At 64.4% G+C, this 19,813-nt stretch carries 14 protein-coding genes and 3 pseudogenes; 12 read left to right on the top strand and 5 right to left on the bottom strand.

All coding sequences use genetic code 11. From position 1 onward, the window contains the following. Window positions 1–15: 15 nt before the first annotated feature. Window positions 16–806, bottom strand: a pseudogene (locus ACSKB8_RS06785) (phytanoyl-CoA dioxygenase family protein). Between the two features lie 326 nt (window positions 807–1,132). Here ACSKB8_RS06785 and ACSKB8_RS06780 point away from each other — a divergent pair. From ACSKB8_RS06780 to ACSKB8_RS06760, 5 genes and pseudogenes are all read left to right on the top strand, one after another. Next, window positions 1,133–1,819: a class I SAM-dependent methyltransferase gene (locus ACSKB8_RS06780; protein WP_438103377.1), complete on the top strand. Its 687-nt coding sequence runs from the start codon at window positions 1,133–1,135 to the stop codon at window positions 1,817–1,819. Between the two features lie 13 nt (window positions 1,820–1,832). Then, on the top strand, window positions 1,833–2,876 hold the full coding sequence (locus tag ACSKB8_RS06775; RefSeq protein WP_438103375.1) for a zinc-binding dehydrogenase: 1,044 nt from the start codon (window positions 1,833–1,835) through the stop codon (window positions 2,874–2,876). 28 nt (window positions 2,877–2,904) lie between these two features. Next, entirely contained in the window at window positions 2,905–3,045 is a 141-nt protein-coding gene (locus ACSKB8_RS06770) for a hypothetical protein (protein WP_438103374.1), read from the top strand. 91 nt (window positions 3,046–3,136) lie between these two features. Then, window positions 3,137–3,559: pseudogene (locus ACSKB8_RS06765) on the top strand (aminotransferase class V-fold PLP-dependent enzyme); the annotation flags it as partial. Between the two features lie 64 nt (window positions 3,560–3,623). After that, window positions 3,624–4,457, top strand: a complete 834-nt coding sequence (locus ACSKB8_RS06760) for an aminotransferase class V-fold PLP-dependent enzyme (protein WP_438103372.1) — start codon at window positions 3,624–3,626, stop codon at window positions 4,455–4,457. A gap of 25 nt (window positions 4,458–4,482) precedes the next feature. Here the strand turns inward: ACSKB8_RS06760 and ACSKB8_RS06755 are convergent, their stop codons facing one another. After that, window positions 4,483–5,505, bottom strand: a complete 1,023-nt coding sequence (locus ACSKB8_RS06755; RefSeq protein ID WP_438103370.1) for an LLM class flavin-dependent oxidoreductase — start codon at window positions 5,503–5,505, stop codon at window positions 4,483–4,485. 220 nt (window positions 5,506–5,725) lie between these two features. Here ACSKB8_RS06755 and ACSKB8_RS06750 point away from each other — a divergent pair, with 220 nt between their 5' ends. Continuing rightward, window positions 5,726–7,705, top strand: a complete 1,980-nt coding sequence (locus tag ACSKB8_RS06750) for an adenylate/guanylate cyclase domain-containing protein (RefSeq protein ID WP_438103368.1) — start codon at window positions 5,726–5,728, stop codon at window positions 7,703–7,705. 216 nt (window positions 7,706–7,921) lie between these two features. On the opposite strand, the gene ACSKB8_RS06745 is transcribed toward ACSKB8_RS06750, so the two are convergent. Further along, entirely contained in the window at window positions 7,922–9,943 is a 2,022-nt protein-coding gene (locus ACSKB8_RS06745) for a YgiQ family radical SAM protein (protein ID WP_438103366.1), read from the bottom strand. A 180-nt stretch (window positions 9,944–10,123) separates the two neighbouring features. On the opposite strand from ACSKB8_RS06745, the gene ACSKB8_RS06740 reads away from it, so the two are divergent. Beyond that, window positions 10,124–10,363, top strand: a complete 240-nt coding sequence (locus ACSKB8_RS06740; RefSeq protein ID WP_091887361.1) for a hypothetical protein — start codon at window positions 10,124–10,126, stop codon at window positions 10,361–10,363. A gap of 6 nt (window positions 10,364–10,369) precedes the next feature. Here the strand turns inward: ACSKB8_RS06740 and ACSKB8_RS06735 are convergent. Beyond that, a pseudogene (locus tag ACSKB8_RS06735) lies at window positions 10,370–11,079 on the bottom strand (GntR family transcriptional regulator). 11 nt (window positions 11,080–11,090) lie between these two features. Then, window positions 11,091–12,503 (bottom strand): FAD-binding oxidoreductase, encoded by a 1,413-nt coding sequence (locus ACSKB8_RS06730; protein WP_438103364.1) that lies wholly within the window; start codon window positions 12,501–12,503, stop codon window positions 11,091–11,093. A 180-nt stretch (window positions 12,504–12,683) separates the two neighbouring features. Here ACSKB8_RS06730 and ACSKB8_RS06725 point away from each other — a divergent pair, with 180 nt between their 5' ends. The 5 genes from ACSKB8_RS06725 (at window position 12,684) to ACSKB8_RS06705 (ending at window position 19,783) form a co-directional block, all read left to right on the top strand. Continuing rightward, window positions 12,684–13,568 (top strand): dihydrodipicolinate synthase family protein, encoded by an 885-nt coding sequence (locus tag ACSKB8_RS06725; RefSeq protein ID WP_438103362.1) that lies wholly within the window; start codon window positions 12,684–12,686, stop codon window positions 13,566–13,568. 415 nt (window positions 13,569–13,983) lie between these two features. Continuing rightward, complete coding sequence (locus ACSKB8_RS06720) at window positions 13,984–15,168, top strand: PepSY-associated TM helix domain-containing protein (RefSeq protein ID WP_438103360.1); 1,185 nt, start codon at window positions 13,984–13,986, stop codon at window positions 15,166–15,168. Between the two features lie 75 nt (window positions 15,169–15,243). After that, window positions 15,244–16,476 (top strand): rhodanese-like domain-containing protein, encoded by a 1,233-nt coding sequence (locus ACSKB8_RS06715; protein WP_438103358.1) that lies wholly within the window; start codon window positions 15,244–15,246, stop codon window positions 16,474–16,476. A 323-nt stretch (window positions 16,477–16,799) separates the two neighbouring features. Continuing rightward, on the top strand, window positions 16,800–18,044 hold the full coding sequence (gene serA, locus ACSKB8_RS06710; protein WP_438103357.1) for a phosphoglycerate dehydrogenase: 1,245 nt from the start codon (window positions 16,800–16,802) through the stop codon (window positions 18,042–18,044). An 80-nt stretch (window positions 18,045–18,124) separates the two neighbouring features. Further along, a complete protein-coding gene (locus ACSKB8_RS06705) occupies window positions 18,125–19,783 on the top strand; it encodes a tannase/feruloyl esterase family alpha/beta hydrolase (RefSeq protein WP_438103355.1) in 1,659 nt (552 codons plus the stop codon). The last annotated feature ends 30 nt before the right edge of the window (window positions 19,784–19,813 follow it).

Raw genomic sequence — 19,813 nt, 5'->3', positions numbered from 1 at the left:
CCGGATGTTGTCCGACTACAACGCCAGCCCACACGCCTGCCGGATGGCGATCTGAACCGGCGAAGGTGGCAACGCCGGATCAAATTCGCCCTTCGGCAGCAGCGGAGGCTGTGCCATGAAGCGCGGCCGCTTCCCCGGTGGGGTTGCGCGGCATGAACAAGGAACGGATGGCACAGATAGACGCTGCCTGCCGCACCGGTCGCCAGTTCGACCTCGCAATCTGCGGTCGAGGCGTAGTCCTCGGCAGAGAGCTGCCGGAGCGTCGCGCCTGCGTCGCCATAGGGCAGCAGCTCCCGCGCGATGGTGGCATGCGAGCCTTTCCGTATCCTCGTGGGCGCATCATCCGGGCCGACATCCGAGAACAGGAAGAGCATCAGCAGCGCACGTTCGTTGCTTTTCACATTGGCACGCCACTCCATGAAATCCGGACTGGCGGTGCCAAAGCTCATGTCCACATGCCAGCCGTCATCACCGGGGGATTCCGCGGAAGGGAAGCGGATCGGAAAGGTTCCGAGAGCCCTGGGCGCAAGCCAGCGCCCTTCGCCCGCGAGTTGATCGTAGGCTTTGTGCAGGGACGGCCCGTTCGCGGCTTCAGTGAATGGGGGCGAAGCCTTGGCGCCCACCCGGATAATGGGTTTGGTCCAGTGTTCGGGTTCGTCCGGCGACAGGCCAATATCCGCCCACAGCTCGTCCCTGCACCGCTTTGCAAGCTGGGCGCTGAAGGCATGTTCGATCTTGATGAAACCGTCGTCGATGAAGTTCTGGACCTGACGGGGCGTCAGGCCAGCCTGTTCGGTCTTGGGCATTGCACATTCTCCGTTCGACTACGCATCAAGCGCAGCCGTTTGATCTGATTGGCGCGGATGCGCCGGAACGACGTCAACCGTTCAGATCAGCGGGAAGAATGTGGACATGAACATCATGGGGGGAACGTATACCGCGGCGGCGCGTGGAATCAAGGTTCGCCCGACCTCGCATCCCAAACAAAGGCGAGGCTTGGACACGTGTGCGGTCGCGGCTACGGATGTCCACATCATTGATCTGAAACAATGATGGTCTTCGGCACAAATGCTAGGCTAAGTCGTAGGTCGCGACGCAAGGCTCCAAGGGCCGGTCGAGACAATCTCAGCGCGTGTTGGAATCCGAGGGCTCAATCGGACGACTCCTGAATATCGTGACGCCGCTGCATACGGCGACCAAGCGCGACTACATGGGCCGCATGAACGACGACAAGATCGCCTGCTCGCTGAAGGCGCGGGAATACGAGGCCGATTATTGGGATGGTGATCGCCGTTTCGGCTATGGCGGCTACCGCTTCATCGAGGGCCGCTGGGCGCCGGTCGCCAGGGCGCTCATCGAGACCTATGGTCTCAAGGATGGGTCCAGCGTGCTCGACGTCGGCTGCGGCAAGGGCTTTCTGCTCTACGAGATGCAGAAGATCCTGCCGGGCCTGAAGATCGTCGGCTTCGACATCTCCAAACACGGCCTCGCACATGCGCACGAGCAGGTGAAACCGTATCTGTTCAATTATCGCGCCCAGGACGTCTATCCCTATGGCGACGACAGTTTCGACCTCGTCATCTCGCTCGGCACCCTGCACAATCTCAGGCTCTATGAGCTCGAGGCGGCGCTCAAGGAGATCGAGCGGGTCGGCAAGAACAAATACGTCATGGTCGAGGGCTACCGCAACGTCGCCGAGCTGCACAATCTCGAATGCTGGGCACTGACGGCGGAGTCCATCCTGCACACGTCGGAATGGATCTGGCTCTACGGCAAGCTCGGCTACACCGGCGATTACGAATTCATCTATTTCGAGTGACCGGGCGCTGCTCATGGATGTCAAGACAGCCAAGGCGGCGATTCTCGTCGAGTCCGGCAAGCCGCTGATCGTCGATGAGTTCACTTTGCCGGATACGCTCGAGCACGGCCAGGTGCTTGCGCACGTGCACACGTCGAGCATCTGCGGGGCACAGATCAACGAGATCGACGCGGTCAAGGGCGTCGACAAGTTCCTGCCGCATCTGTTGGGACACGAAGCGCTGGCGACCATCGTCGAGACCGGACCCGGCGTCGTCTCCTGCAAGCAGGGCGACACCGTCGTCATGCATTGGCGGCCGGGCAAGGGCATCCAGTCCAATACGCCGGTCTATTCCTGGCGCGGCAAGCGCCTCAACGCGGGCTGGGTCACCACGTTCAACGAATATGCCGTGGTGTCGGAAAATCGCGTCACGCCCGTTCCGGCCTCGATCGATCGCAGGAGCGCGCCGCTGCTCGGCTGCGCGGTGACGACCGCGCTCGGCGTCGTCAATAACGATGCGCAGGTCGCCATCGGCGAAGCCGTCGTCGTGTTCGGCGTCGGCGGCGTCGGCTTGAACATCGTGCAATTTGCCGCGATGGTCGGCGCCTATCCGGTCGTTGCGATCGACCGTCTCGACAACAAGCTCGAGATGGCCCGGCAGTTCGGCGCCACCCACACCATCAACTCCGACGCGGTGAAGGATCTGGCCGCCGAGGTCCAGGCCATCACCGGTACTGACGGAGCCGACAAGGTCGTCGAGACCACCGGCGTCAGCCGGTTGATCGAGCTCGCCTACGAGATCACCGCCAAGAAGGGCCGCTGCATCCTGGTCGGTGTTCCCCGCGACAAGGTCGAGATCTACACGCTGCCGCTCCATTTCGAGAAAGTGCTGAAGGGCTCGGAAGGCGGGCAATGCCAGCCGGCGCGCGATATCCCGCGTCTCGTTCGCCTCGACGAGGCCGGCAAGGTCAGTTACCGCGGCATCGTGACCGACGAGTTTGCGCTCGACGATATCAACGACGCGCTGGATCTGATGCGCAGCGGCAAGTCGGGGCGCATCCTTCTGAACATCAGCTGAGCGTGGCCGCCGGTCATTTGCACCGGCATTGATCGGCGGCGCGGCTTTTGCCTGCATGGGCATCGCCCATTCCGGCGGGCGGCAGCCTGACCTTCGGTTCAAGATCGCCCGCAGCGGCTTGCCGCCATCGGCGCAGCACGCGATCGACGAGACAATGGTCGGCGTGTAACCGGCGGGCCGGGCATCATCGAATTGTCATCGCTCCGTCATTCGCGCTCTATCGATCGCTGCTCCCTTCGCCGCGCATCGTGGAAGCTGATATGCATCTGATTGAGACTATGTCGTCCGACCGCCGGTCGATCCTGAAGGGCCTCGCGGCCGTAGCGGTCACGTCGCTGGCCGCACCGGCGATGGCGGCTGAAGGCCTTCCGGCGCAGCCGACCGGCGCGGCGGCGGCCATCGCCACCGACAAAGCCTATTGGACGGCCGTGAAGGGGCTCTATGCCGTGACGCCTGATGTCGTGAATCTGGAGAACGGCTATTGGGGCATCATGGCCGAGCCGGTGAGGCGCGAGTTCATTCGCCAAACCGACATGGTCAATTATCAGAACACCTACTACGCGCGGCAGCGCGCGGGTGCGGATTTCGAGGCCGTGCGCGCCAAGGTGGCGGAGGCGGTCGGCGCGCTGCCTGAGGAGATCGCGCTCACCCGCGGCGCCACCGAAGCGCTGCAGCTTCTCATCGGCGGCTACAACAGGCTGAAGCCCGGCGACGGCGTGCTCTACGCCGACCTCGACTATGAATTCGATGCAGTATGCGATGAACGCGCTGAAGGCGCGCCGCGGCGTCGACGTGGTCAAGTTCGATGTGCCCGAGCCCGCCACCCGCCAGGCCGTGCTCGACGCCTATGCCCGCGCCATCGAGGCAAACCCGAAGACAAGACTTCTCCTCCTGACCCATGTCAGCCATCGCACCGGCCTCGTCATGCCGATCGCCGAGATCGCCCGCATGGCCAAAGCCAAGGGCATCGACGTCATCGTCGACGCCGCCCATTCCTGGGGACAGATCGACTTCAAGGTGGGTGAGCTCGATGTCGATTTCGTCGGCTTCAACCTGCACAAATGGATCGGTGCGCCGGTCGGCGTGGGCTTCCTCTACATCAGAAAGGATCGTCTCGCCGCCATCGACCGCGACATGGGCGACGAGGATTTTCCGGAGACCGACATCCGCTCGCGGGTTCATACCGGCACGGTCAATTTCGCGACGGTACTGACGGTGCCCGCGGCCGTGGCGCTGCATCAGCAGATCGGCGCGGCGGCAAAGCAAGCCCGCCTGCGGCATCTGCGCGATTACTGGGTGAGTCGCGCGCGTGGCTTCAGGGACATCGAGATCCTGACGCCGGACGAAGTCGGCTCATACGGCGCGATCACGTCCTTCCGCCTCGCCGGCAAGACCAGCAAGGCCGACAACGACGCCATCGTCGCGAAGCTCAGGGACGACTACAAGATCCTGACGGTGCGCCGGGCCGGCGTCGCCAGGGGTCAGTGCATCCGTGTGACGCCGGCACTCTACACCGAGGAGGCCGATCTCGATCGCTTCGTCGAGGCGCTCGCCGTCATCACGGGGACGAAGACGGGGTAAGCCAAGGGATATATCGACGTTCGTGTCACCGCCACCCAAGTGCCGGCGCGACGTGCGTCAAAATCGCCTCGATCGCATGCGCGCAATAGGCGACGCCGAGCTGGTTCGGGATCGTCAGCAGCAGCGTGTCCGCCTCGGCGATCGCCTCGTCCTGGCGCAGCTGCTCGATCAGCACATCCGGCTCCGCCGCATAACTCCGGCCGAAGATAGCCCGCGTGCGCGGGTCGATGAAGCCGATCTGGTCCTCGCCTTCACCACTCCTGCCGAAATAGGCACGGTCGCGATCGTCGATCAGCGCAAAAATGCTGCGGCTGACGGACACGCGCGGCTCCCGGGTGTGGCCGGCTTCCTTCCATGCCGCGCGAAAGCTACGGATCTGCGCAGCCTGCTGCACGTGAAAAGCTTCGCCGGTCTCGTCGTTCTTTAACGTCGAGCTCTGCAGGTTCATGCCGAGCTTCGCCGCCCACACCGCGGTGGCGTTCGAACCGGCGCCCCACCAGATCCGCTCGCGCAGGCCCTGCGCATGCGGTTCGAGGCGCAACAGCCCGGGCGGATTGGGAAACATCGGCTGCGGATTGGGCTCGGCAAAACCTTCGCCGCGGAGCAGGTCGAGGAAGACTTCGGCATGGCGCCGGCCCATGTCGGCGTCGCTCTGGCCCTCGGCCGGGCGATAGCCGAAATAGCGCCAGCCGTCGATTACCTGCTCCGGCGAGCCGCGGCTGATGCCGAGCTGCAGCCTGCCGCCGGCGATGAGGTCGGCGCTGCCTGCGTCCTCCACCATGTAGAGCGGGTTCTCGTAGCGCATGTCGATCACGGCCGTGCCGATCTCGATTTTGCTGGTCTTGGCGCCGACGGCGGCGAGCAAGGGAAAGGGCGAGGCCAGCTGCCGCGCGAAGTGATGCACCCGGAAATAGGCGCCGTCCGCCCCTAACTGTTCCGCCGCGACCGCAAGCTCGATCGATTGCAGCAGCGTATCGCTAGCAGAGCGGGTCTGCGACTGCGGCGAGGGCGTCCAGTGCCCGAAGGAGAGGAATCCGATCTTTTTCATGAAGCCAAGGTAAGCATGATCGCAGGAGTTTGCGATACGTCGGCTGGAGGAAAGTTGGGCAACATGGGAAGGCGTGCACTCGCAAGTGCCGCGCTTTGGGGAAGCAGACCTAAGCCGATAACGCCGCCATTTCGCAATTCTGACCCAACTGTAACATTGGCTCGTATGGGCATCCCATGCGACCTGTTGTACAATATCGCGTCTAGGTTGGATCGCTGGCATGGTGCAAGAGCGGCCGGACCGGGTCGAGCGCAGGTTGTCGGCGATATTGGTCGCCGATGTGGCTGGCTATTCGCGCCTTATGCACCAGGACGAAGAGGCCACGCATGCCAGACTGACTGCTCTCCTAACAAAGGCTGTCCATCCCGCAATTGCCGAACACGGCGGTCGCATCGTGAAGAATACCGGCGACGGGTTCTTGGCAGAGTTTCCAAGTGCAGTTGAAGCGGTTCGAGGAGCTGTACAGTTCCAGACACTCGTTGACGAACTGACAAGCGGAGATGCTGAAGATAGGCGCATTGCTTTCCGTGTGGGCATCAATATTGGCGACGTCATCGTCGAGCCCCACGATATCTTCGGAGACGGCGTTAACATTGCGGCGCGGTTGGAGGGTATCGCAGAACCGGGTGGCATTTGCATCTCGGCCTCTGCCTACGATCAAGTCCAAGGCAAGGTCGGCGTTGAGTTCGCCGATCTGCACGAGCGGAACCTCAAGAATATCGACCGCCCGGTGCGGGCCTATACCGTGATCAGGGATGGATCTGGTCCGGCCACTCAGACTGAACGCGCAAGACAAGGCGCGCTTTCAACGCCTCGTCGTTCTAGGGGGCGGATCCGAGGGCGTTTGACGCCTGTCGGCGCCGCGGTTGTCTCAATTGCAGTCCTCGGGGCGGTGGCCGGCGCCCTCGTCGTCTCGAAGATGTTTCGTACTGACGTTTTGCGGGAAGGGCAAAAGACACAAAAAGAAGCAGCGGTGCGGCCCGATATCGCTCCCCGCCTGTCGCTTGTCGTCCTGCCGTTCGCAAACCTCAACAACGATCCCGAGCAGGACTACTTCGCTGACGGTATTACGACTGACCTGACGACCGACATTGCGCAAATTCCTGGCGCATTTGTGATTGGGCGCGGAACGGCCTTTACCTACAAGAACAAGCAGGTCGATCTTAAGACGCTCGGCAAGGAGCTTGGCATTCGCTGGGCTGTACAGGGCGCGGTGCAGCGGGCCGGAGGTCAGGTCCGTATGAATGTGTCACTTTCCGACCTGTCGACTGGTCGAGACATCTGGTCTGACCGCTTTGACGGTGATCGGACAAATCTTGCGGCCTTGCAGGAGCAGGTCACGGCGCGGCTCGCCCGCTCTCTCAACGTCCAACTCGTCGAGGCCGAAAGCCGGCGCAGCCAAATAGACAGGCCAACGAATCCGGACGCTGTGGATTTCAGCATGCGCGGCTGGGCGAAGTTCTATGAACCTGGGGCCAAGGTAACGAACGCGCAGGCAAAAGACTTGTTCGACAGCGCGCTGCGCCTCGATCCGGACAACATCGATGCAAAGCTCGGCAAGGCCGCGTGCATAGCCCTTGACGTGCTCTCCGGATGGTCAACGTCCGTGGTCGAGGACAAGAGGATAGCGACCAAACTAATTGATCAAGTTCTTGCAAAACGCCCGGCAACCGCAACCGCGCACATAGTCAAGGGAAACATTTTGCAATACGGAAATCCCGAGGGAGCGCTACCTGAATACGACGCAGCTTTGGAAATCGACCCTAATTCGCCGCTGGCGTACGCATCAAAGGGGATCGTACTTGTTACGGCCGGACGCGCGCGCGAAGCATTTTCCCCGGTTCAGATCGCTTTGCGCCTAAGCCCCAAAGACCCGGCCGCTGGCACTTGGCACTTCTTCCTCTGTCACGCTCACGTGCATGTGCACCAATATAACGAAGCCGTTGAGGAATGCAGGCGCTCGATCAATCTGAACAAATTAAACTGGTTGCCGTATGCAGATCTGATTTCAGCTTATGGAGCTACTGGCCAATTGGAAATGGCCCAGCAAACGTTGGCCGAATTGAATGCAATCCGACCGGACTTCACGGTCCAGTGGTTCCAGCGAATAGGCTACGCACGTTCGAGCCATCCGCAGTTTCGTCGTGAGTACGACGACATCGTTGAGGGACTCAGAAAAGCTGGCGTTCGCGAGCAATGAGGCGACAACCGGTGTAGAGACCGGGCTCGCTCTATCCCACATACGTCCGATGATGCCATGATGCGCCTGTGTTGCCCGACGGGGCAACGACTTTTTGCCCGACGCGTCAACGTCTCTGCAAAGCGTCTAAGCCATTGATCCCGCTAGGGCCGGCTACTGTGCATGGGGTTGTTTCGATATTTTTTTGTTGCGGGCGCACGAAAGCTCACTCGCCCGCTACTTCATCACCCGCAGACCCTTGGTCGTGAACCGCTGCGTCCTGCCGCTCGGCCGCAGCGGACGCTTGGTGCCGGCGGCCTTGCCGGTGCCGGGGGGCTGGTGCGCGGGGACGAGCTGGTGCGGCTGCGAGCCGATCAGGTCAGTGCGGCCCATCTCCTTCAGCGCCTCGCGCAGCACCGGCCAATTGTCGGGGTCGTGATAGCGCAGAAACGCCTTGTGCAGGCGGCGCTGGCGCAGGCCCTTGATCGCCTCGACCTTGTCGCTGCCGCCGTGGCGGACGCCGCGCAAGGGATTGACGCCGGTGTGGTACATCGCGGTCGCCGTCGCCATCGGCGAGGGCAGGAAGGTCTGCACCTGATCGGCGCGATAGCGGTTCTTCTTCAGCCACAGCGCGAGGTTCATCATGTCGTCGTCGGTCGTGCCGGGATGCGCCGCGATGAAATAGGGGATCAGGTAATATTTCTTGCCGGCCTGCTCGGCGGCAGCGTCGAACATCCGCTTGAAGCGGTCATAGGCGCCGATGCCCGGCTTCATCATCTTGTCGAGCGGGCCGCGCTCGGTATGTTCAGGCGCGATCTTCAGATAGCCGCCGACGTGATGGGTGACGAGCTCCTTGATGTATTCGGGGCTCTCCACGGCGAGGTCGTAGCGCACGCCGGAGGCGACCATCACCTTCTTGATGCCGCGGGTCTCGCGCACCTTGCGATAGAGCCGGATCAGGTCGTCATGCGAGGTGTTGAGGTTCGGGCAGATTTCTGGGAAGACGCAGGACGGCCGCCGGCACGCCGCCTCGACCTTCGGATCCTTGCACGCCATCCGGTACATGTTGGCGGTGGGGCCGCCGATGTCGGAGATCACGCCGGTGAAGCCCGGCGTCCTGTCGCGGATCTTCTCGATCTCGCGCAGGATCGAGCCTTCCGAGCGGTTCTGGATGATGCGGCCCTCGTGCTCGGTGATCGAGCAGAAGGTGCAGCCGCCGAAGCAGCCGCGCATGATCGTCACCGAGAATTTGATCATCTCCCAGGCTGGAATTCGTGCTTCGCCATAGGAGGGGTGCGGCGCGCGCGCGTAAGGCAGATCGTAGACCGCGTCCATCTCCTCGGTGGTCAGCGGGATCGGTGGCGGGTTGAGCCAGAGATCGCGATCGCCATGACGCTGCACCAGCGGCCGCGCATTGCCGGGATTGCTCTCCCGGTGCAGCACGCGTGAGGCGCGCGCATAGGCCTCGCGGTCCTGCTCGACCTGCTCCAGCGCCGGCAGGCGGATCACGGTTAAGCCGCGTTGGCGCGTTGCCCCTTCATCGGCGGAATCGAGATCGTCGGCGTGCAGCTCGGAATAATCCTCCGGCACGCGGCGGAACAGCGCGACGCCCCTGATGTCGTCGAGATCGCGCGGCGCTTCGCCGGCGGCGAGCCGCTGCGCCACCTCGACCACGGCGCGTTCGGCATTGCCGTAGAGCAGCAAGTCCGCCTTGGCGTCGGCCAGCACCGAGCGGCGCACCTTGTCGGACCAGTAGTCGTAATGCGCGATCCGGCGCAGCGAGGCCTCGATGCCGCCGAGCACGATGGGGACGTCCTTGAACGCCTCGCGACAGCGCTGCGCGTAGACGATGGTGCAGCGGTCCGGCCGCTTGCCGCCTTCGCCGCCGGCCGTATAGGCATCGTCATGGCGCAAGCGGCGGTCCGCGGTGTAGCGGTTCACCATGGAGTCCATGTTGCCGCCGGTGACGCCGAAGAACACGCGCGGCTTGCCCAATGCCCTAAACGGCTCGGCCGAATGCCAGTCCGGCTGCGCGATGATGCCGACGCGAAAGCCTTGCGCCTCCAGCAGGCGGCCGATGATCGCCATGCCGAAGCTCGGATGGTCGACATAGGCGTCCCCGGTCACCAGCACGATGTCGCAGGCATCCCAGCCGAGCGCATCCATCTCGGCGCGGCTCATGGGAAGGAACGGCGCCGGCTTGCGCGGGCGCGCCTGCGCCATCAGGGGTTTTTCGGCGGTGATGATCTGGGTGTTCATGGGGGCTTACGGATAAGACGCCGAGGCCCCGAATTCAACCGACGGGCGCGTGAAAGGTCGGGGTTCCCGGGGTGCCAGCCAAGCTTCAGCCGCCCGCGAGCAACTGCCGGACCTCGGCGATCGCGTCGTGGTTCACCTGCAGGAACCATCGGCCTTCGCGAACATTCTGATGGAGGGTCGATGCGGCCCGGGTCGCGCGCGCTCGCGTCCGGGTTTGACATTGCCCTGATCTTCGCCTCTGGCGATGGGGGAATTGTGAGCACGGTTATAGAGAACTTGCTGATGCGGAAGCAGAAGCTCGTGGAACAGCTCGAGACGACGCAGTCGGTCGAAGACCGCGACAGGCTCGAGCACCAGCTCGAACAGATCAACACCGCGCTGGATTTTCTGGACAGGCCGGGACCGAGGGAGGGACCGTGACGGCGCTCAATCCACCTTCGGCGCGTCCATCTGCGGCGCCTCCACTTTCAGTGCCTCTACTTTCAGCGCCTTGGCATAGACAACGCCCGAATTGGTGATGTGCGTCGTCATCAGCGCTTCGAAGGCCGCGAATTCGCCCCGCGCGAACAGATCGAGCAGCCTGCGATGCTCGTCGAAGGACGAGCGGGTGCGCACGTCGATCGGCGAGGTCAAATTGGTGCGGAGCGCGGCGACGCGGCCGGAGACGAGCTGATAGGATTCGGCGAGGTAACGGTTGCCGCAATGGGCGACCAGCGCCTCGTGAAAAGCGGCGTCGGCGCGGCCATAGGCGATGTTGTCTTTTACCGCGATCGCCGGCTCCATCGCGGCAATCGCTGCGTTCATTGTCGCGATTGCGCCGTCGCGATCGTGGCGGAAGGCGAGCTCGGCCGCTTTCGGCTCGAGCGCGATGCGGAAGGTGCAGAGCGCATGGATGTCCTCTGCGCTCGGCGTGAACACGAAGCTGCCGACCTGCGGCCGGATCACCACGAGCCCCTGCGCCTGCAATAGGCCCATCGCCTCGCGCACCGGCGTGCGGCTGACACCGAAGGAATTGCCACCATCTCCTCGGAGATGGCGGCGCCGAGCGCGAACTCGCCGTCGATGATGGCCTGGCGCAGCCGCTGCATCACCCGCTGCGACAGCGATTTCGGCGTATCGAGCTTCAGCGACTTCATGGGCTCTCCGGTCAGATCACCTTGCCGGGATTGAGCAGATGCTCGGGATCGAGCGCGGCCTTCAGGGTTCGCATCAGCGCGATCTCGGCCTCGCTCCTGGCATGATCCAGCCATTTCTTCTTCAGCGTGCCGATGCCGTGCTCGGCGGAGACGCTGCCGCCCATCTCGCGCACCAGACCATAGATGATCGCGTCCATCTGTTCTTTCGGCTGCTGCTCGACGGAGAGACCCGTGACCCAGGCGACGAGATGCAGATTGCCGTCGCCGATATGGCCATAATAGACGCTCTCGCAGCCTTTGATGCCTCTCGCGAGCGCGGCCTTGCAGCGCGTCGCGAACTCGTCCATCCGCGCCACCGCAAGGCCGATGTCGTAGGAGATGTGCGGCCCCAGCACCTGGCCGAATTCGGCGCAGATGTCGCGCACGCGCCAGAAGGCTTGCGTTTGCGCCAGCGATTGCGCCACGGCGGCATCCGCCAGCAGTCCGCGCTCCATCAGCTCTTCCAGCCAGTTTTGGAAGCGCGGTGCATCTAAGCTCTCGTCGGTGCCTTGTGCCTCCACCAGCACGTAGAGGCCGTGGCCTGCTGCGACCGGCGGTTTTACGCCGGCGCGCGTCGTGATCACGTCCCAATAGTCCGGCCACATCACCTCGAAGGCTGACAGCAGCGGCCCGAGCCCGCTGCGCGCGGCGCCGAGCAGGGCGATCACCGCGGCATAGTCCTTCAGCGCGCAGAGCGCGGCCATGGTCGAGCGCGGTTTGGGAAACAGCCGCAGCACCACGCGGGTGATGATGCCGAGCGTGCCTTCGGAACCGATGAAGAGATGCTTCAGATCGTACCCGGCGTTGTTCTTCATCAGCTTGTTGAGGCCAGTGATGATGGTGCCGTCCGGCAGCACCACTTCGAGCCCGAGCACCAGCTCGCGCGTCATGCCGTAGCGGATCACGCGGTTGCCGCCGGCATTGGTCGAGAGATTGCCGCCGATCGCGCAGGAGCCGCGCGAGCCGAGATCGAGCGGGAAGAAGAAGCCGGCCTCATCCGCGGCCTTCTGGATGGTCTCCAGCGGCGTGCCAGCCTTCACCGTCATCGTCGCCGATGCAGGATCGATCTCCTCGATCCCGGTCATGCGCTCCAGCGAGATCGCGACCCAGCCTGTCTCGGGCGAGGCGCCGCGGCACAGCCCGGTCAATCCGCCCTGCGGCACGAAGGGAAGTCGCGCCTTCCGGCAGGTCAGAATCGCATCGGCAACGCCCTGCGCATCGAGCGGACGGATCACCGCGAGCGGTGTCTGTGGCAAGCTCGCGCTCCAATCGTTGCAATTGCGCGCCGGCACGTCGCTGCCGGTCAGCACCGCGGCCGCGCCGAGCTTGTTGCGCAATGCGCCAAGCAGTTGGTCAGGACGCTCATTCGGGGTCACCATGTCCATGCGAGACCTCCTCAGATCTGACTGCGCCTATGCGCGCCGCGACGGTGGAAAGGATTTGCCTCCTTCTTGTATGTAAGGTACAAGATCGAAAGTAAAGCAAAAACAAGGCTCGGAAAGCCCTCTCAAGGTCCATCAGGAGATCAGAGGCTTGGTCCGAGGTCGCAGCTAAAGGGTAGTGAGATGACGGAGGCAATTCGCGGGTTCTGGGTGGCGTCGGCGACGCCGCTGGCGACGGACGGCAGCGTGGACTCCGCAAAGCTCGCGGCGCATGCCAAGCAACTCTTCAGCAAGGGCGTCGATGGTGTCGTTCTGTTCGGCACCACCGGCGAGGGCACCTCGTTCAATGTCCCTGAGCGCGTTGCGACCATCGAAGCCATGCTCAAGGCCGGCATCGCGCCGGAGCGTATCGGCATCGGCGGCGGCTTCCCCGCTATTACCGACAGCATCGCATTGACGCGCGCCGTGCTCGGCCTCGGCCTGCGCCACGTCCTGTTGCTGCCGCCCTACTTCGATCGCAGCGTCACGCCTGATGGTATCGAGGATGCCTTTGCCGCGATCATCGACGGCATCGCCGACGACCGGCTGCGCGCCTATCTCTATCACATCCCTCAGACGTCGGGCGTTGCGATTCCGACCAACGTCGCCGCGAGCTTGCGCAAGCGCTATGGCAAGCAGGTCGCGGGCCTGAAAGACTCCAGCGGCGACTTCAAGCAGTTCCAGGCCTTCCGCGTAGCTAGCCCCGAGCTCGCCATCACCGTCGGCAACGAAGCCGATATCACGCGTGCGATCGCTGCCGGCGGCGCCGGCACCATCTGCGGCATGGCCAATGTCGTGCCCGAGCTGGTCAAGGGCATGGTCGAGGGCAAGGATGTCGAGGCGCGCATGCAGGCCGCGATCGACATCGTGCTGAAGACGCCGTCGTTCACCGCAACGCTGAAGGCGATCCTCGCGGCGCAGACGGGCGATGCCGGCTGGCTGCGCGTGCGTCCGCCGCTCCGCGCCTCGTCCGACGGCTCCGCGTTCCTGCGGAAGATCGACGCGCTGATGGCGCCTGCGATCGCGTGAGACCGCACAAAGTCGTGATACGTCGCCGCGAACGCGCGCACGACGTGTCGCGGTTGGCACGACGGCAATTGGAGATTGCCGTCCGCTGCCGCTCCGTTCTTAGAACCGTTCAACACTAGAGCGATTCAACTCCGCGGACGGTTCTCTTCGCGCACCGTGTCTGTTAGACGCGCCAGCTTCAATGCTGTGTCTGACTTGGAAGTGAATCGAACGTGCCTGCTCATCTGGACGGCCTGCGCGTGAACGGTCGTCGACCCCACGCCGGCAAGAGCCGTGCAGGTCTTCTCATCGCAGCGGCCGTGCCGCTGGTGATGCGCGTCGTTTCTCGCTGTCGGCGATGGTGAAGTTCTAGCGATGGGGCTGCAGCGCGCTGAAGCCGATTTGCGGGTCGTCCCGACCAGAGGGGGCGGTGCCGATGCGTGAGTCCTGGCGTGCCTTTAAGTCCATCCTGCTTCAGGTCCATTCCATCGCGGGGCTCGCGCTCGCGCTGCTGCTTGCCTTGATCGCGCTGACTGGCGCGATCATGAGTTTTGAGGACGAGATCGTCGACCATCTCAACGCTGGCATCATGCTGGTGGTGCCGCGGCCCGCGCCGGCGCTGATGCCGGACGAGCTGGTTGCACGGCTGAAGGCAACGCACGACGTCGGCAAAGTCTCGGCCGTCATGCTGTCGAGCGATCCGTCCGCGGCGGTGCGTGTCCGCTTCGGGCGCGACGAGCAGGGCGGGAGGCCGGCCTCGCTCTATGTCGACCCCTATGACGCACGCGTGCTGGGCTCGCCGCGCGGCGAGGAGTTTTTCGCGACCGTGCGCAGGCTGCATCGCTGGCTGCTCATCCCCGGCGACGCCAAGGGCTGGGGACGTCAGATCACCGGCGTCGTGGCGCTCGGCTTGATCGTCATGCTGGTCTCGGGCCTCGTGCTGCGCTGGCCGCGTCGTGCCGGCAGCGTGAAGATGTGGCTGAAGCCGAATCTCTCGCTTAGCGGCCGCGGCCTGCACCGGTCGCTGCATGCCATCATCGGCACCTGGGTCCTGCCGATCTATCTGGTGATGACGCTCACCGGGCTCTGGTACTCGTTCGACTGGTACAAGGATGGCGTCGTCTGGTTGTTGTCGCGGCCGCAAGGCCCGGCGGCGAAGATGATGCCCGCAAACCCGCCGCGCGCTGCCGGCCGTCCCGAGCCGGCGCAGCCGATCGGCTTCGATCAGGCATGGACGACGTTCCAGCGCGAGGAGGGCGGCCGCTTCGCTAGGGCTTTGCTGACGCTGCCGGCGAGCCCCGGCACGGTGATCCGGATCCGGTCGTGGGGGAAGGACATGACGCTCGAGGCCACGCGCGACGAGTTTCGTATCGACGCGGTCACCGGTCAGCTGGCTTCCGCGGAGCGCTATTCCGACAAGACGTTCGGCGAGAAGGTCATCGCGGCCATTTACGACATCCACCGCGGCGCCATCCTGGGCTGGCCCGGCAAGCTCGCCTTCATGATTGCCGCGGCCTTGATGCCGCTGTTCGCCGTCACCGGCATTCTGCTCTATCTGTCACGCCGCAAGCTGCGGCGCCCGGCGCAGCCGCCGCTGGGGCGGCTCGTTCCCGGCGAGTGAGCCGCGGCGAAGGCTAGCCAACGCGCTTGCAATGGTTCAAAAGCCCGTGGCCTGTCCTCCCCAAGGGTTCACGCCATGAAGCTTCCCACCGTCACGCCCGCCGAGATCCGCCGCGCGCTGCTCCTGCGCGAGGAGATCGCGCTGCTTGATCTCAGATACGAGGCGGCGTTCGCGACCGGTCATCCGCTGTTCGCCGCCAACATGGCTGCCGACCGGATCGCGGTCGAAGCCGAGGTCAGGCTGCCGCGCAAGGACGTGGCGATCGTGCTCTATGATGACGGCGAGGGGCTGGTCGCAACCGGCGCCGAACGGCTGGCCGCGCTCGGCTACAGCAGCATCCGCGTGCTCGAAGGCGGGCTAAAGGCTTGGCACGCGGCGGGCTACGAAGTGTTCGAGGACGTCAATTCCTATTCGAAAGCATTTGGCGAGCTGGTCGAGGCGCGCCGCCATACGCCTTCGCTCAGCGCCGACGAGGTGGCCAAACTCATTGCCGAGAAGGCCAACATCGCCATCCTCGATGTCCGCCGCTTCGACGAATATGCCACCATGAACATTCCGGGCTCGGTCAGCGTGCCCGGCGCGGAGCTGGTGCTGCGGGCCGGGCAGGCCGCGCCCGACCCTGAAACCACCATCATCGTCAACTGCGCCGGCCGCACGCGCTCGATCATCGGCACCCAGTCGCTGATCAATGCCGGCATGCCCAACAAGGTGCGCGCGCTGCGCAACGGTACCATCGGCTGGACGCTGTCGCGCCACACGCTCGATCACGGCGCCGACAGGCGCGGCGCGATCGGGCCGTTCGAAGGCGGCCCGGCCAATGCCCGCGACGTCGCCTATCGCGCCGGCGTTCGTCATATCGGCGCGAGCGAGGCGGCGGCGCTTGTCGTGCAGACCGATCGCACGCTCTATCGCTTCGACGTGCGCGACGCGGAGGAATATGCCGCGGGCCATCTGCCGGGCTTCCGTCATTATCCCGGCGGCCAGCTGGTCCAGGAGACCGACATGGCCGCGCCGGTGCGCGGGGCGCGTATCCTGCTGACCGACGACAAGGCCGTGCGTGCCGACATGACGGCGTCCTGGCTGGCGCAGATGGGCTGGGAGGTCTATGTGCTCGAAGGCGGCTATGACGGCGCGCTCGAAGTTGGTCCGCCGCGCCTGCTGCCCAAGCCCGACCCGGCGCTTCGCTACCGCCGGCCCTATGAAGGCACCGACGTCGCGCAAGCCGCGATGCAGGCCTATCTGGATTGGGAGTACGGTCTCGTCGAGCAGCTCCGCCGGGATGGAACGCACGGGTTTTATGTGATTTGACTCTGTTGGCGCGCAACAAATCTTCTTCGTCGTCCTGGACAAGCGAGCGCTTGGCAACGCGTAGCGTTGTCCGATAGCGAGCGCTGATCCAGGATCCATTACCACCGTCCCGTGTTGTCTGGGGATCTCGTGGCCCCAGATTGCCGGACACCAGGCGTCTGGGATAATGGGTCCTGGCTTTCGCCAGGACGACTTTGAAGCTGAGAGCGGTGCCCTCCCTGCTTACCGGCCGCCGCCATCCTCTCCCCGCATCCAATTCCTATTGTGCCGCGGACCGTCCGCGGTCTATGAGCTGCGGCAAAGCTGCTACTTACGGAGACACCATGCCAGCCCCAGGCCAAAGCCCCGAGCGGAATGCGAAGGCGCTGCTGCTCGAAGGCGTCAATGACAGCGCTGTCGACCTGTTCAAAAGCGCGGGCTTCACCAATGTCGAGCGCCTGACCAAGGCGCTGGACGGCGAATATCTGCGGCGGGCGCTCAAGGGCGTGTCGCTGCTCGGCATCCGCTCGCGCACCCAGATCACCGACGAGGTGCTTGGCGCCGCCGGCCAGCTACTCGCAGTCGGCTGCTTCAGCGTTGGAACCAATCAGGTCGATCTCACCGCGGCGCACAAGCGCGGCATTCCCGTCTTCAACGCGCCGTTCTCCAACACGCGCAGCGTCGCCGAGCTCGTGATCGGCGAGATCGTGATGCTGCTGCGGCGGATCTTTCCGCGCTCGGTGTCGGCGCATGAGGGCGGCTGGGACAAGTCGGCGACCGGCAGCCGCGAGGTCCGCGGCCGCACGCTCGGCATCGTCGGCTACGGTAATATCGGCTCGCAGCTCTCGACGCTCGCCGAAGCCATGGGCATGCGCGTGATCTACTTCGACCGAACCGACAAGCTCCGTCACGGCAACACCGAGCCGGTCGAGAAACTGGAAGAGCTGCTGGCGCAGAGTGACATCGTCAGCCTGCACGTGCCGGAAACGCCGGAGACATCAGGCATGATCGGCGAGAAGGAGCTGCGGGCGATGAAATCAGGCTCGTTCCTGATCAACAACAGCCGCGGCACCGTGGTCGATCTCGATGCGCTCGCGCGCGCCTTGCGCGATGGTCATCTCGCCGGCGCGGCCGTCGACGTGTTTCCGGTCGAGCCCTCCTCGAACGCGGATCGGTTCAAGAGCCCGGTGCAGGGCCTCGAGAACGTCATCCTCACGCCGCATATCGGCGGCTCGACCGAGGAGGCGCAGGAGCGCATCGGCGGTGAGGTCGCGCGCAAGCTGATCGACTATTTCATCACGGGATCGACCATGGGCGCGGTGAACTTCCCCGAGGTGCAGCTGCACTTGCGCCCCTCCGGCGCGCGCTTCAGCCACGTCCATCGCAACGTGCCTGGCATGCTGCGCCGGCTCAACGAAGTCTTCCTCCAGCGCGACATCAACATCGCCGCGCAATATCTGGAGACCGCCGGCGACCTCGGCTATGTCGTGCTCGACGCCGACCTCGGCGGTCAGGATTCAGCCGCGCTGCTCCAGCAGATCCGCGCCCTCGACGGCACGGTCGGCGCGCGGCTGGTGTTCGAGCACTAGCGCGTCATTGACGGCCGGCCGGAGGTCGCCTTCAATGCGGCTTCCTGACGGATCGAACGAGAATAGAAAACGGGGGAACGATGGCGCAAATGCGTGCGAAGCTCTGTGTCTTGCTCGTAGGGACCGCGGCTGCGTTGACTGCGGGCAGCGCGTCGGCGGCGACGCTGGCGGAAGATGCAGATGCCGTCTGCAAGGCGCTCGTCGGCACTGACGCCGTGAAGATTGATTCCGCGGCGTTGCAGGCGCCGTCGCAACTCGCGGTCGCCGAGCGCGGGCCGACCCCGTCGGGACGCATCACGCCGGCCAATCCGCGCTTCTGCAAGGTGCTCGGACACATCGATCCCACCGATCCCAAGACGCCGCCGATCAAATTCGAGGTCAATCTTCCCGTCGAATGGAACGGGCGCTCGCTGCAATATGGCGGCGGCGGTTTTAACGGCGTGCTGATCACGGGACTTGCGCTGCCGCCGGCTTATCCGTTCGACAAGCCGTCACCGCTGGCGCGCGGCTTCGTCACCTATGGCACCGATTCCGGCCACGAGACCAAGCAGGGCGAGCCACCGCAGCTGTTCGCGCTCAACGATGAGGCGTTCGAGAATTTCGCTCATCGCGCCTACAAGAAGGTGCGCGATGCCGCCGTCGCGCTGATGCAGCGCGCTTACGGCAGGAAGCCGGACAAGATGTATTTCATGGGCTCGTCCGAGGGTGGCCGCGAAGGCCTCACCATGGCCCAGCGCTACCCCGACGATTTCGACGGCATCTTCGCCCGTGTGCCCGTGATCAACTGGGTCGGCTTGCAGCATGCCGGCACCCGCTCTGGTCTCGCGACCATGGGCGCGGGTTGGATCAATCCGGCACAGGTCAAGCTCGTGGGTGATGCCGTGCGCGCGGCCTGCGACAAGGCCGATGGCTCCGACGATGCGCTGGTGCAGGATCCGGTCGCCTGCAAGGCGGCGTTCAAGGTCGAGACGCTGCGCTGCGCGGCGGGCCAGAGCGGCGATCAGTGTCTCACTGAGGCGCAGATCAAGGCCGTGAACACGCTGCATGGCACCTACAAATTCCCGTTCGCGCTCGCCAATGGTCTCGACGATTATCCGGGTTGGGGCATCTCCGGCGAGGACACGCCGGCAATCGGCCCGACCGGCGGCTGGGTGGCCTGGTGGCTCGGCACCGCGCCGCCGGCGCAGCCGCCTGCGCCCAACAATGGCATCGCCTGGATCTATGGCGCCGGAGGCATTCAATATGTGTTCGCGCGCGATCCCAAGCTTGACGTCACCACCTACAAGCTGGAGGAGCACAAGGCGCGGCTGCTCGAAGTCTCCAAGCTGATGGATTCGACCGATCCCGATCTCAGCCGCTTCCGGATGCGCGGCGGTCGGCTGATCATGCTCGAGCACATGGCCGACTACGCACAGAGCCCCTATGCCGGCATCCGCTATTTCGAGAGCGTCGAGCGCAAGCTCGGCAAGGCCGAGACCGCCGAGTTTGCGCGGCTCTACACCGCCCCCGGTGTCGACCATGTCGGCTCCGGGGCGCCGGCCAATGTCGACATGCTGAGCGCGCTGGTCGACTGGGTCGAGAACGGCAAGGCGCCCGGCGATCTCGAAGTCACCGAGCAGAAGATCGAGGCGCCGTCGTTTGCGGTGACCCGCGCGCTGCCGCTGTGCCGCTGGCCAGCCTGGCCGCACTACAAGCGCGGCCCGTTGACGGAGGCCTCGAGCTTCACCTGTGCGCCCTAAAGGGAGGAGGCCGGCTGGCCTTCGCGACTA

This window comes from Bradyrhizobium sp. BR 1432, assembly GCF_051547705.1.
Lineage (GTDB): Bacteria > Pseudomonadota > Alphaproteobacteria > Rhizobiales > Xanthobacteraceae > Bradyrhizobium > Bradyrhizobium zhanjiangense.
The sequence above is the reverse complement of the archived record's forward strand: the minus strand, read 5'-3'. Positions and strand labels throughout refer to the sequence as shown.